This window comes from uncultured Ruthenibacterium sp. (assembly GCF_963558415.1).
Lineage (GTDB): Bacteria > Bacillota > Clostridia > Oscillospirales > Ruminococcaceae > Ruthenibacterium.
Window position 1 is genome coordinate 1 of sequence record NZ_CAUWGY010000081.1, and the last position, 11,258, is coordinate 11,258.

Annotated in this window: 22 protein-coding genes; 20 read left to right on the forward strand and 2 right to left on the reverse strand. The window is 48.5% G+C overall.

Annotated features, from left to right (window positions below):
- The first annotated feature begins 2 nt into the window (after positions 1–2).
- The 19 genes from AB5H98_RS11060 (at position 3) to AB5H98_RS11150 (ending at position 10,166) form a co-directional block, all read left to right on the forward strand.
- Complete coding sequence (locus AB5H98_RS11060) at positions 3–155, forward strand: type Z 30S ribosomal protein S14 (RefSeq protein ID WP_367925973.1); 153 nt, start codon at positions 3–5, stop codon at positions 153–155.
- 65 nt (positions 156–220) lie between these two features.
- A complete protein-coding gene (gene rpsH / locus AB5H98_RS11065; RefSeq protein WP_367925958.1) occupies positions 221–619 on the forward strand; it encodes a 30S ribosomal protein S8 in 399 nt (132 codons plus the stop codon).
- Between the two features lie 16 nt (positions 620–635).
- On the forward strand, positions 636–1,181 hold the full coding sequence (rplF, locus tag AB5H98_RS11070) for a 50S ribosomal protein L6 (protein ID WP_367925959.1): 546 nt from the start codon (positions 636–638) through the stop codon (positions 1,179–1,181).
- 18 nt (positions 1,182–1,199) lie between these two features.
- Entirely contained in the window at positions 1,200–1,559 is a 360-nt protein-coding gene (gene rplR / locus AB5H98_RS11075) for a 50S ribosomal protein L18 (protein WP_349216484.1), read from the forward strand.
- 11 nt (positions 1,560–1,570) lie between these two features.
- Entirely contained in the window at positions 1,571–2,071 is a 501-nt protein-coding gene (gene rpsE / locus AB5H98_RS11080) for a 30S ribosomal protein S5 (protein WP_349216483.1), read from the forward strand.
- A 173-nt stretch (positions 2,072–2,244) separates the two neighbouring features.
- Positions 2,245–2,409 (forward strand): 50S ribosomal protein L30, encoded by a 165-nt coding sequence (gene rpmD / locus AB5H98_RS11085; protein ID WP_367925974.1) that lies wholly within the window; start codon positions 2,245–2,247, stop codon positions 2,407–2,409.
- A gap of 21 nt (positions 2,410–2,430) precedes the next feature.
- A complete protein-coding gene (gene rplO / locus AB5H98_RS11090; RefSeq protein WP_367925960.1) occupies positions 2,431–2,868 on the forward strand; it encodes a 50S ribosomal protein L15 in 438 nt (145 codons plus the stop codon).
- Between the two features lie 2 nt (positions 2,869–2,870).
- The gene (secY, locus tag AB5H98_RS11095) at positions 2,871–4,178 is read left to right on the forward strand and encodes a preprotein translocase subunit SecY (RefSeq protein WP_367925961.1); all 1,308 of its coding nucleotides are present in this window, start codon (positions 2,871–2,873) and stop codon (positions 4,176–4,178) included.
- A 33-nt stretch (positions 4,179–4,211) separates the two neighbouring features.
- Positions 4,212–4,844, forward strand: coding sequence for an adenylate kinase (locus AB5H98_RS11100; protein ID WP_367925962.1), 633 nt, complete (start codon positions 4,212–4,214; stop codon positions 4,842–4,844).
- A 2-nt stretch (positions 4,845–4,846) separates the two neighbouring features.
- On the forward strand, positions 4,847–5,611 hold the full coding sequence (gene map / locus AB5H98_RS11105; protein WP_367925963.1) for a type I methionyl aminopeptidase: 765 nt from the start codon (positions 4,847–4,849) through the stop codon (positions 5,609–5,611).
- Positions 5,612–5,677: 66 nt separating this feature from the next.
- Positions 5,678–5,896: a translation initiation factor IF-1 gene (gene infA, locus AB5H98_RS11110; RefSeq protein WP_349216478.1), complete on the forward strand. Its 219-nt coding sequence runs from the start codon at positions 5,678–5,680 to the stop codon at positions 5,894–5,896.
- Positions 5,897–5,926: 30 nt separating this feature from the next.
- Positions 5,927–6,040 (forward strand): 50S ribosomal protein L36, encoded by a 114-nt coding sequence (rpmJ, locus tag AB5H98_RS11115; RefSeq protein ID WP_009322261.1) that lies wholly within the window; start codon positions 5,927–5,929, stop codon positions 6,038–6,040.
- A gap of 86 nt (positions 6,041–6,126) precedes the next feature.
- The gene (gene rpsM, locus AB5H98_RS11120) at positions 6,127–6,495 is read left to right on the forward strand and encodes a 30S ribosomal protein S13 (RefSeq protein WP_349216477.1); all 369 of its coding nucleotides are present in this window, start codon (positions 6,127–6,129) and stop codon (positions 6,493–6,495) included.
- A gap of 19 nt (positions 6,496–6,514) precedes the next feature.
- The gene (gene rpsK, locus AB5H98_RS11125) at positions 6,515–6,925 is read left to right on the forward strand and encodes a 30S ribosomal protein S11 (protein WP_367925964.1); all 411 of its coding nucleotides are present in this window, start codon (positions 6,515–6,517) and stop codon (positions 6,923–6,925) included.
- Between the two features lie 20 nt (positions 6,926–6,945).
- The gene (gene rpsD, locus AB5H98_RS11130; protein ID WP_367925965.1) at positions 6,946–7,548 is read left to right on the forward strand and encodes a 30S ribosomal protein S4; all 603 of its coding nucleotides are present in this window, start codon (positions 6,946–6,948) and stop codon (positions 7,546–7,548) included.
- 77 nt (positions 7,549–7,625) lie between these two features.
- Positions 7,626–8,579, forward strand: coding sequence for a DNA-directed RNA polymerase subunit alpha (locus AB5H98_RS11135; protein ID WP_367925966.1), 954 nt, complete (start codon positions 7,626–7,628; stop codon positions 8,577–8,579).
- 20 nt (positions 8,580–8,599) lie between these two features.
- Positions 8,600–8,941, forward strand: coding sequence for a 50S ribosomal protein L17 (gene rplQ / locus AB5H98_RS11140; RefSeq protein WP_367925967.1), 342 nt, complete (start codon positions 8,600–8,602; stop codon positions 8,939–8,941).
- 130 nt (positions 8,942–9,071) lie between these two features.
- A complete protein-coding gene (locus AB5H98_RS11145) occupies positions 9,072–9,656 on the forward strand; it encodes a xanthine phosphoribosyltransferase (protein WP_367925968.1) in 585 nt (194 codons plus the stop codon).
- 12 nt (positions 9,657–9,668) lie between these two features.
- Entirely contained in the window at positions 9,669–10,166 is a 498-nt protein-coding gene (locus AB5H98_RS11150; RefSeq protein WP_367925969.1) for a hypothetical protein, read from the forward strand.
- Positions 10,167–10,232: 66 nt separating this feature from the next.
- Here the strand turns inward: AB5H98_RS11150 and AB5H98_RS11155 are convergent, their stop codons facing one another.
- Together AB5H98_RS11155 and AB5H98_RS11160 are read right to left on the reverse strand one after the other, a co-directional pair.
- A complete protein-coding gene (locus tag AB5H98_RS11155) occupies positions 10,233–10,553 on the reverse strand; it encodes a GNAT family N-acetyltransferase (RefSeq protein WP_367925970.1) in 321 nt (106 codons plus the stop codon).
- A gap of 3 nt (positions 10,554–10,556) precedes the next feature.
- On the reverse strand, positions 10,557–10,763 hold the full coding sequence (locus AB5H98_RS11160) for a hypothetical protein (protein ID WP_367925971.1): 207 nt from the start codon (positions 10,761–10,763) through the stop codon (positions 10,557–10,559).
- A 167-nt stretch (positions 10,764–10,930) separates the two neighbouring features.
- On the opposite strand from AB5H98_RS11160, the gene AB5H98_RS11165 reads away from it, so the two are divergent.
- The coding region (locus AB5H98_RS11165) for an ATP-binding cassette domain-containing protein (protein ID WP_367925972.1) at positions 10,931–11,258 on the forward strand (328 nt) is incomplete at its 3' end.

The following is an 11,258-nucleotide window of genomic DNA, read 5'->3' on the forward strand; positions in this document are numbered from 1 at the left end:
AGATGGCGCCGAAGTTCAGCACCCGTGCTTACAACCGTTGCAAAATCTGCGGCAGACCCCACGCCTACCTGCGCAAATACGGTGTTTGCCGTATTTGCTTCCGTGAACTCGCTTACAAAGGCGAGATTCCTGGCGTGAAAAAAGCCAGTTGGTAATCGGCTGGAATCCCGACGCAGAAATTTAAAGCACTGATGTAATGAATCAAGGAGGTTAGTGGCAAATGCAAATCACCGATCCTATCGCGGACCTGCTGACACGCATCCGCAACGCCAGCACTGCCAAACACCCTTCTGTGGACATTCCTGCTTCCAATCTGAAAAAGGCAATTGCCAACATTCTGCTGGAGGAAGGTTATGTGAAGGGCGTCCAGGTCATCGAGGATGACAAACAGGGCGTAATCCGCATTACTTTGAAATACACCGAGACCGGCGCTCCCGTTATCACGGGCATCCGTCGTGTTTCCAAGCCCGGCCTGCGTATCTACACCAACTGTGAAGACATGCCGAAAGTCATGAAAGGTTTGGGCACCGCAATCATCTCCACTTCGAAGGGCGTTATGACGGACAAAGCTGCTCGCAAGGCGAATGTCGGCGGCGAAGTTCTCGCCTTCGTGTGGTAAGAAAGGGGCATAGACAATGTCGAGAATTGGAAGAAAACCCATCGTCATCCCGGCTGGCGTTGAGGTCACTGTCAATGGCCATAACGTTACCGTGAAGGGCCCCAAAGGCACCCTCAATTCCAACATCCATCCCATGATCACTGCGAAAGTGGAGAATGGTGAAGTAGTGGTGACCCGTCCGAATGACGAGAAAGAAGCACGTAGCTTGCACGGCCTGACCCGCACCAACATTCAAAACATGGTGGAGGGCGTAACCCATGGCTTCAAGAAAGAGTTGGAGATCCAGGGCGTTGGTTACCGTGCTGCTAAGCAGGGCAAAGATCTGGTTATGAACTTGGGCTTTTCCCATCAGGTTGTAATGCCCGAACCGGAAGGCATTACCATTGAGGTACCGGATCCTCTGAAAATTGTGATCAACGGCATCGATAAACAGCGCGTCGGTCAGTTTGCCGCGGAAGTACGTGAGAAACGTCCGCCCGAACCCTATAAGGGCAAAGGTATCCGCTATGTGGGCGAGTTTGTGGCTCACAAAGAAGGCAAAGCCGGCAAGGGCGCAAAATAAGGTAAGGAGTGAAAGACAATGGTTAATAAACCGGATAAGAACGTCGCTCGTCTGCGTCGTCACCGCCGTGTTCGCGGCAAAATCTCCGGCACTGCACAGTGCCCGCGTCTGGATGTGTTCCGCTCCTCCAAACATATTTATGCTCAGCTTATCGATGACGTGGCCGGCGTAACGCTTGCCAGTGCATCCAGCATGGATAAAGATTTTGAAGGTTTTGGCGGCAACATCGAAGCAGCTACCAAAGTTGGCAAGGCGATTGCCAAGAAAGCTGCTGAGAAAGGCATTACGAAAGCGGTTTATGACCGCGGCGGCTTTGTGTATCACGGCCGTGTGAAGGCTTTGGCTGAGGGTGCCCGTGAGGGCGGCCTGGAGCTGTAAGGAGGATACAAATGGAAATGATTGACGCATCCACTTTGGATTTACAAGAGAAGGTTGTTGCCATCAACCGTGTATCCAAGACCGTTAAGGGCGGCCGAATTTTTAAGTTCTCCGCTCTGGTTGTTGTCGGCGACGGCAACGGTATCGTTGGTTTCGGTTTGGGTAAAGCGGGCGAGGTTCCCGAGGCGATTCGCAAAGGCTGCGAAGACGCAAAGAAGAACCTGCATCGTATTGCCCTGAAAGGCACCACCATTCCTCATGAAACTGTCGGTGTGTTCGGCGCAGGCCGCGTGCTGTTGCGTCCGGCTCCCGAAGGTACTGGCGTAATCGCCGGCGGCGCTGTTCGTGCCGTTCTTGAGGTTGCTGGCATTAAAGATATTCGTACAAAGTGCCAGCGCACCAACAACCCCTGCAACGTAGTGACTGCTACAATGAATGGCCTTTGCAGCTTGCAGAGCGCCGAGCAGGTGGCTGCAAAGCGCGGTAAAACCGTGCAGGAAATTTTGGGTTAAGGAGGCAGTGAATCATGGCTGAAGAGAAAGTGACAGTGGCTGCTGAAGCTGCTGAGGAAAAAAAGGCTCCTGCCAAAAAGGCTCCGGCTAAGAAGACTGCCGCTAAGCCCGCTGCAAAGAAAGCTCCCGCAAAAAAGGCACCTGCCAAAGCAAAAGCTGCGGCTAGCCTCACCATCAAGCTCACAAAGAGCCTGATTGGCCGTTCTAAGAATCAGATTGCGACTGCTCAGAGCTTGGGCCTGAAGAAGGTTGGCGATGTGACGGTACAGCCTGATAATACGGCGACCAATGGCAAAATCAACAAGATCTCTCACATGGTAGAGGTCACCAAAGCGTAAAAGCAAGGAGGTGCACACACAATGATGCTTCATGAATTAAAACCTGCTGATGGCGCAAATAAAGCTGCCAAACGCAAGGGCCGCGGTGCGGGTTCTGGTAACGGAAAGACCGCGGGATATGGCCACAAAGGTCAGAAAGCTCGTTCTGGTGTCAAGAAGGCCGGATTTGAAGGCGGCCAGATGCCACTTCAGCGCCGTTTGCCGAAACGTGGTTTCAACAATATTTTTGCAACGGTGTATGCTACTGTTAAGGTAAGCGACCTCGAGAAATTTGAGGCTGACAGCGTGGTAGATGTCAATGCGCTGCTGGAGAAAGGAATCATCAAGAAATCTCTGGACGGCGTGAAAGTGCTGGGCAATGGGGAGCTGTCTAAGCCCCTGACCGTAAAACTCAACGCTTACACTGCTTCCGCAAAGGAAAAAATTGAGAAAGCAGGCGGGAAGGCTGAGGTGATCTGATCGTGTTCGATACTTTCAGAAACGCCTGGAAGATTGCAGATCTTCGTAAGAAGATTTTGTACACGATTATGGTTATCGTGGTCTTCCGCCTTGGATGCGCCATTCCGGTTCCGTTCATCCGTCCCGAGGCTCTTCAGTCTTGGGTGGGTGAGACCGGTAACCTGCTCGGCTATATTGATATGCTGACAGGTGGTGCATTTGCTCGCTGCACCTTGTTTGCCTTGAGCGTAACGCCTTACATCAACGCTTCTATTATCATTCAGTTGCTGACTGTGGCAATTCCTGCCTTGGAGCAACTGGCAAAGGAAGGCGAAGAAGGGCGTAAAAAATTGACGCGTATCACCCGTTATGTGGGAGCTGGAATTGCTTTTGCTTTGGCGATTGCTTACTATTTCCTGCTTCGTGGACAGGGCGCTCTGCTCTACACAGAAGGTGCTTCCGCTTGGTTTAGCGCAGTGGTAATTGTGCTGACCTTTACGGCTGGTTCGTTGTTGATTCAATGGCTGGGTGAACAGATCGATGTAAAGGGAATTGGAAACGGTATTTCTCTTTTGATTTTTGCCGGTATCATTTCCCGCTGGAGCAGCATCTTCACTTCTGCTAAGAACTATTTGGATCTGGCAGCAGAAGGTGAGACAAAGTATTATTTCTTCTTACCGCTGATCGTCGTTTTGGTTCTTGCGGTGATTGTGTTCATCGTAATCCTGAACGCGGCTGAGCGCCGTATTCCGGTGCAATATGCTAAGCGTGTGGTAGGACGCAAAATGTATGGTGGTCAGTCCACGCATATTCCCATTAAGGTAAATATGAGTGGTGTTATGCCGATCATCTTTGCATCGTCTTTGATTTCCATTCCGGGAACCATTGGTTCGTTCTTCCCCTCGCTGTACGACAGCACAGTGCATCCCGTCTGGGCCGCTATTTTGAGCGCGTTCCAGTACAGTGGATGGGCATATGCAGTGATTTATTTCCTGCTGATTATTGGATTCAACTATTTCTATGTTGCAATTCAGTACAATCCTGTTGAGATTGCTAACAATCTTCGAAATAACAATGGTACGGTACCGGGTTATCGTCCGGGTAAACCGACCAGCGATTTCATTACAAGAGTGTTGGGCAAGATCACACTGGTAGGCGCATTGTTCTTGGGCGTTGTGGCGGTTATGCCTATCGTTCTGGGAGCTATTACTGGGATGAACATCGCGCTGGGTGGTACAAGTCTGCTGATCGTTGTCGGTGTGGCTTTGGATACGTCCAGAAGCTTGGAATCCTACATGCTGATGCGTCACCACAAGGGTTTCCTTGAATAATTTACTTCAATACGTCAGGGGGAAAGGGTAATTATGAGACTGATCCTTTTGGGCGCGCCTGGCGCCGGTAAGGGCACGCAGGCTGAAGTCGTTTGCGAAAAACTTTCGATTCCAGCTATTAGTACCGGCAACATTCTTCGCGAAGCGATGAAAAATGAAACGGAGATGGGCCTGAAGGCAAAAGCGTATATCGACTCCGGCGCGCTTGTCCCCGATGACGTTATCATCAGCATCATTAAAGAGCGTCTGGCACAGGACGACTGCAAAAACGGTTTTATTCTCGATGGTGTGCCTCGTACGGTGGCACAGGCTGAGGCTCTGGAAGAGATGGGAATTGAAATCGATAAGGTCGTAGATATTGAGGTTTCCGACGAGACAATCGTGAAACGTCTGTCCGGACGTCGTGTTTGCTCCGCCTGTGGAGCGAGTTACCACACTATCTATAAACCCAGCGCAAAACCAGATGAGTGCGACCGTTGCGGCGGAAGCTTGATTGTTCGAAAGGATGACGAGCCTTCTACAATTTTAGAGCGCCTGAAGGTGTATCATGAGTTGACAGAGCCGTTGGTTGACTTTTACAAGGAGCGCGGTAAACTGGTGGTTGTGGAAGGACAGGAAGAAGTGGCGGATACCACAAAACTTCTGTTCGAGAAACTGGGGGTCTGATTGTGATACAGCTTAAAACGGCAAAGGAAATTTCGGAGATGCGTCTTGCATGCCAAATTTCCGCAGAGGTTCTGAAGCTTGCCGGCGAGGCTGTAAAACCTGGTGTTACAACCGCTCAGATCGACAAACTAATTTACAACTATATCGTCCAACAAGGTGCAAAGCCAAACTTTAAAGGGTATGGCGGCTTCCCGGGATCCGCGTGTATTTCCGTAAATGACACGGTAATACACGGAATTCCTTCGAAGCACATTGTGCTGAAGGAAGGCGATATTGTCTCGATTGACACCGGAGCTGCTGTGCATGGATGGAACGGAGACAACGCTTGGACTTTTGCCTGTGGAGTTGTTTCCGATCGAGCACAACGCATCATGGATGTCACAAGGGAGGCACTCGCCCGGGGAATCGCGGCTGCACAACCGGGCAACAGAATAGGTGACATCGGTGCTGCGGTGCAGCAGTATGTGGAGAGCGAAGGATATTCAGTTGTCCGCACTTATGTGGGGCATGGCGTTGGCCGTGATATGCACGAAGATCCAGAAGTTCCCAACTTTGGCACGCCGGGCAGAGGTCCACGTCTAGTGCCTGGTATGGTAATTGCCATTGAGCCGATGGTCAATGAGAAAAGTCATGTTGTAAAAACGCTGTCAGATGGCTGGACCGTAAAGACAGTGGATGGCGGATTGTCTGCTCACTTTGAGCATACAATTGCCATTACGCAAAACGGCCCTGTAATCCTGACCAAGGGCCGGGAAGGGCACGTATGAACGACAAACAACTCATCAGCAGAGCGCTTGCAAGCAATGCTTCAAGCGTGCAGGGAGGGTAAAAGCTTGTCAAAAGAAGATGTTATCGAAGTAGAAGGTACCGTAGTCGAGGCAATGCCGAACGCCATGTTCCTGGTAGAGATTCAAGGCGGGCACCGGCTGCTGGCTCACATTTCCGGCAAGCTGCGTATGAATTTCATTCGCATCCTGCCCGGAGACAAGGTTACACTTGAGATGAGCCCTTATGATTTGACAAAGGGCCGCATCACATGGCGCTCGAAATAATCGTGCGCCGCAAGTAAGGAGGTTACAAACATGAAGGTGAAACCTTCCGTAAAACCCATTTGCGAAAAGTGCAAGGTCATCAAGCGCAAAGGCCGCGTGATGGTCATTTGCCAGAATCCGAAACACAAACAGCGCCAGGGCTAAGCCCTAATTCCGTTGACCGGTTACTATCCCACCGGTTTTTCGGTTGAAAGCAAAGAGGGATAAATCATTCAGGAGGTGCTTATACAATGGCACGTATCGCCGGAGTTGACTTGCCCAAAGAGAAGCGAGTCGAAATTGGCCTCACTTATATTTATGGCATTGGTCGCAGCGCCGCCAGCGAGATCCTGGCTGCTACCAAGATCAATCCTGATACCCGAGTGAAGGACTTGACAAAAGACGAAGAAGCTCTTATCCGTGATTACATCGATAAAAACTTCACCGTTGAAGGCGACCTGCGCCGCGAAACTGCGCTGGACATCAAACGTTTGATCGAGATCCAGTGCTATCGTGGCACACGTCACCGCAAAGGTCTGCCCGTGCGTGGTCAGCGTTCTAAAACGAATGCTCGTACCCGCAAAGGTCCGAAACGCACAGTAGCCAACAAGAAGAAGTAATCCAGAGGAGGACAGTAGAATGGCAACAAAAGCCGCTGCTAAAAAAGGCGCTTCCGTGCGTGGAAAACGCCGTGAGCGTAAGAATATTGAACGTGGCTGCGCGCATATCCAGAGCACATTCAATAATACCATTGTCACCATTACAGACGTACAGGGCAATGCAGTGTCGTGGGCCAGTGCTGGTGGCCTGGGTTTCCGTGGCTCTCGTAAATCCACTCCGTTTGCTGCTCAGACCGCTGCGGAGACCGCTGCAAAAGGCGCTATGGAGCATGGAATGAAGTCCGTTGAAGTTTATGTTAAAGGTCCTGGTTCCGGACGTGAAGCTGCAATCCGTGCATTGCAGGCTACTGGTCTGGAGGTCAACATGATCAAGGACGTAACCCCCATCCCGCACAACGGTTGCCGTCCGCCGAAACGCCGTCGTGTATAATCGAAAGGAGAAAATAAGTTATGGCTAAAAATATGCAGCCTATCGCCAAACGCTGCCACGCTCTGGGCATTTCTCCTGCTGTTATGGGATATGCGAAGAAAACCACAAATCGTAATCCGGGCAGCCAGATGAGAAAAAAGAAGAGCGAGTATGCCCTTCAACTGGCTGAAAAGCAGAAGGTTAAATTCGTGTATGGCGTGATGGAGCGTCAGTTCCGTTCCTACTACGAGAAAGCGAGCAGAATGCCGGGAAAAACCGGTGAGAATCTGCTGATTTTGGTGGAGCGCCGTTTGGACAATGTGGTATATCGTCTGGGTTTTGCGGCAACGCGTCGTGAGGCTCGTCAGTTGGTAAACCACGCTCACTTCACTGTGAATGGTAAAAAGGTCAATATTCCCTCTTACTTGGTAAAACCGGGTGATGTTGTGGAAGTTGCTCCGGCAAGCCGTTCCTCTGTGAAATTCAGCAAACTGACGGGTGAGGATGCACCCGTTGTGCTTCTGCCGCAGTGGCTGGCCCGCGAGAAGAATTCTCTGAAGGGCACTGTCACTCAGATGCCGGTCCGTGAAGACATTGATCTGCCGGTCGAGGAGCATTTGATCGTCGAGTTGTACTCCAAATAATCCCCGTAATCCTCATCCCCGCATGCAACCAAAAGAGCAGGCCGCTTGCGGCCTGCTGATCAAAGGAGGGTTTACCAATGATGGAGATCGAGAGACCCAGAATCGATACAGCGAGCTTGTCTGCAGACGGTCGTTATGGAAAGTTTGTAGTAGAGCCTTTGGAACGTGGTTTCGGTACAACTTTAGGCAACAGTCTGCGCCGTGTGCTGCTCTCCAGCCTGCCTGGCGTTGCGGTCACCAGCATGAAAATCGATGGTGTCGTGCATGAGTTTTCCACGATTGAAGGCGTAAAAGAAGACGTTACTGAAATCGTGCTGAATATCAAAGGCATTACGGCGAAGCTTTATACTGACGGCCCTAAAACTGTGCGCATTGAGGCAACAGGTGAAGGGGAAGTGACCGCCGGCAGCATTCAACAGGATGCTGAGATTGAGGTGTTGAACCCTGATTGGCACATTGCAACGCTGGCTGAAGGAGCAAAGCTCGTGATGGAGCTGACCTTCGATAAAGGCCGCGGTTATGTGCCTTCTGAGCGCAATAAGGCGAATGCCGAACAGGCTTCCTTGGGCGCTTTGCCGGTTGACAGCATTTATACGCCGGTTTTGAAGGTTAATTACACGGTAGAAAATACGCGTGTAGGACAGATTACCGACTATGATAAGCTGACGATCGAGGTGTGGACAGACGGCACCATCAGTGCAAAAGAGGCTGTGAGCCTTGCTGCACGTATCATGACCGAGCATTTGAATCTCTTTGTGACCTTGTCACAGGAAGCTATGGATGCTGAGATCATGGTTGAAAAGGACGATAAGGGCAAAGAAAAGGCTTTGGAAATGACCATTGAAGAGCTGGATCTGAGTGTGCGTTCTTTCAACTGCCTGAAACGCGCCGGTATCAACACGGTAGAAGACTTGATCAACAAATCTGAAGACGAGATGATGAAAGTGCGTAACCTCGGCCGCAAGAGCCTTGAGGAAGTCATCGCAAAGCTGGATTCGCTCGGCTTTAAACTGACGAAAGACGACGAATAACTGCAAAGGAGTGAATTGGGATGCCCGGTACTAGAAAACTTGGCAGAACCAGCGACCACCGCAGAGCTATGCTGCGTGCTATGGTTACCTACCTGTGCGAAACAGGCAAGATTGAGACCACTGTTACGCGTGCTAAAGAGGTGCGCGCAATGGCTGAGAAAATGATTACCCTCGGCAAACGCGAGGATTTGCATTCAAAGCGCCAGGTCTTTTCTTTCATCACGAAAGAGACTGTTGCGAAAAAGGTGATTGATGAGCTCGGACCGAAATATGCGGACCGTGACGGCGGTTATACCCGCATCATCAAGACCGGTGTTCGCCGTGGCGATGCCGCTGAGATGGCAATCATCGAGCTGGTTTAAAAAAATAAAAGCACTTCGGTTTTCGAAGTGCTTTTTCTTTTTCTTAGAAGATTGAATCTCTTGACTCTCTATGATAAACTGAATGAAATTGGATAGTATTTTGACGGCAGGGAAAGGGGAGACAAAAAGTTTGAAATTATTAGAAGAGCGTATTCGTAACGAAGGAGTTGTTAAGCCAGGAGGCGTGTTAAAGGTCGACAGCTTTTTGAACCATCAAATGGATGTTGCATTATTTGATGCCATGGGAGAAGAATGGAAACGGTTATTTTCAGATAAATATATTAATAAAATTCTGACAATTGAGACGTCAGGAATTGGAATTGCGTGCATTGTGGCACGTCATTTTGGCGTTCCGGTCGTATTTGCCAAAAAGGCAAAGAGCATTAACATTGACGGTGAAGTATATGATGCGAAAATCCACTCTTTTACACACGGAAGAGTATACGATGTAATTGTTTCGAAAAAATATATTGGATCTGAAGATCATGTTTTAATTATAGACGATTTTCTCGCGAATGGATGCGCTTTAGAAGGGCTACTTTCCATTTTGAAAGAGGCAGGGGCAACTGTGGAAGGCATCGGAATTGCGATTGAAAAAGGATTCCAGCACGGAGGCGATCGAATTCGAGCAACCGGAATTCAATTGGAAAGCTTGGCAATCGTAGAATCGATGAATGACCAAACAGGCGAAATTCATTTTCGGCAAGAGTCCTAGGTGTGAACTGATATGAGAAAACAAGTGCGATTGTACAATATGTTTTTTCCATTGTGGATGCTGTTGTTCTTTCCTGTAACTTGGCTGCTTGTGATTCCGGCAAACTTTATGTTTGATAGCCTTGTATTGTTCATAGCGGTATCTGTCTTGCGACTTCATAAGAAAAAAGAGCTTTATGTAAAAAGCATTTTTCGTGTATGGATTTTTGGCTTTTTAGCGGATTTAATTAGTGCGGTATTTATGTTGGGTGTCTATGGAGTCGCTTCTTTTAAAGAGGAAAATGACCACTTTTTGGAGACTTTCCTGACGAATCCTTGGCAACATCCTATTGCGTTGTTGGCCACAGCCGCAGCCATCTTCTTGGCTGGCTGGGTCATCTATCTTTTAAATAGACACTGGACATTTAAAAAACAACCTCTGACGGATATTTCAAAAAGGCGCATTTCCCTCATTTTAGCAGTCCTTACAGCGCCGTATTTTTTCCTTATTCCACTCAATTGGCTGATTTAAATAAAAAACGCGCCCATACAAAGGCGCGTTTTTTATTTAAAATGAAACGATTGTATTGACGAGCGCTTATTTTAAAACGTCCGCATATTCTTTGTGTTGTTCAAACCATCTTTTCGCATAACTACAAGTGGCAACTGCTTTGCGATTTGTACGACGCAATTCTTCGGCCGTACGTTGCATCAATTGCCCTGCCACGCCTTGGCCTCGGAGAGATTCGTCAACAAAAGTATGATCGATATTCACAATGTTATCTTTCCATATGGGAAATGTGACCTGTGCTAAAACTTTATTTTCCTGCTGATAAACGATTCGATTTTCTTGCGTTTCAAATGCCATTGGAATCCCCTCGCTTTCTAGCAAAGTATACCATAAACCATTGGCTTGCACAAGTTAACCAAGGGGAAATTCTTCTTTTTCTTTCAGCTTTCGATTTACGGTTTGTCTGGATTCCCAAACACCTGCATCACAAGGGGTTTGTTCCTGCTCGGTGTAAAATAGTGCTGGGCGTAGGTTCCCATTACGTGCTGCCTCTATAGCGCGTTTAGCATAAATAGGCCGCATGGATTGGTCAGCAGAAATTTTCTTGTTGGATTTCATGATATCGCCTCCAATATTAGGATACCTAACCGACTTCTATTTATACATTTTGATTAGCTTTTCTGATTTTTCCCACTTTGATGGAGTAATCTATTGACAATTTCTTTGGTACTGTTATAATAAGAAAACAATTAGATAAACATCTAATTGTTTAAGGAGGAGTTAGAATGCTTGAAATTTCTCATCTTTCAAAGACGTATTCAGGCGGAAAAAAGGCAGTGGAAGACCTTTCTTTTTCTGTAGCCTCAGGAGAAATTGTAGGATTTATCGGACATAATGGAGCTGGAAAAACGACGACTCTACGTTGTGTGGCAGGGATTTTAGACTACACGGAGGGAACCATTGTCGTAGATGGACATGATATGCATAAACAGGCAATACAGGCGAAACAGATGATGGCTTTTCTGCCGGATAATCCAGACATGTATGAGTTTTTAACAGGCATTGGATATTTAAAGTTTATTGCGGATATTTATTCGATACCGCAAGATGTTC

Coding starts and splice junctions, on each gene's coding strand:
- AB5H98_RS11060 (WP_367925973.1), top strand. CDS start 3: ATGGCGCCGAAGTTCAGCACCCGTGCTTACAACCGTTGCAAAATCTGC.
- rpsH (WP_367925958.1), top strand. CDS start 221: ATGCAAATCACCGATCCTATCGCGGACCTGCTGACACGCATCCGCAAC.
- rplF (WP_367925959.1), top strand. CDS start 636: ATGTCGAGAATTGGAAGAAAACCCATCGTCATCCCGGCTGGCGTTGAG.
- rplR (WP_349216484.1), top strand. CDS start 1,200: ATGGTTAATAAACCGGATAAGAACGTCGCTCGTCTGCGTCGTCACCGC.
- rpsE (WP_349216483.1), top strand. CDS start 1,571: ATGGAAATGATTGACGCATCCACTTTGGATTTACAAGAGAAGGTTGTT.
- rplO (WP_367925960.1), top strand. CDS start 2,431: ATGATGCTTCATGAATTAAAACCTGCTGATGGCGCAAATAAAGCTGCC.
- AB5H98_RS11100 (WP_367925962.1), top strand. CDS start 4,212: ATGAGACTGATCCTTTTGGGCGCGCCTGGCGCCGGTAAGGGCACGCAG.
- rpmJ (WP_009322261.1), top strand. CDS start 5,927: ATGAAGGTGAAACCTTCCGTAAAACCCATTTGCGAAAAGTGCAAGGTC.
- rpsM (WP_349216477.1), top strand. CDS start 6,127: ATGGCACGTATCGCCGGAGTTGACTTGCCCAAAGAGAAGCGAGTCGAA.
- rpsK (WP_367925964.1), top strand. CDS start 6,515: ATGGCAACAAAAGCCGCTGCTAAAAAAGGCGCTTCCGTGCGTGGAAAA.
- rpsD (WP_367925965.1), top strand. CDS start 6,946: ATGGCTAAAAATATGCAGCCTATCGCCAAACGCTGCCACGCTCTGGGC.
- AB5H98_RS11135 (WP_367925966.1), top strand. CDS start 7,626: ATGATGGAGATCGAGAGACCCAGAATCGATACAGCGAGCTTGTCTGCA.
- rplQ (WP_367925967.1), top strand. CDS start 8,600: ATGCCCGGTACTAGAAAACTTGGCAGAACCAGCGACCACCGCAGAGCT.
- AB5H98_RS11150 (WP_367925969.1), top strand. CDS start 9,669: ATGAGAAAACAAGTGCGATTGTACAATATGTTTTTTCCATTGTGGATG.
- AB5H98_RS11160 (WP_367925971.1), bottom strand. CDS start 10,763: ATGAAATCCAACAAGAAAATTTCTGCTGACCAATCCATGCGGCCTATT.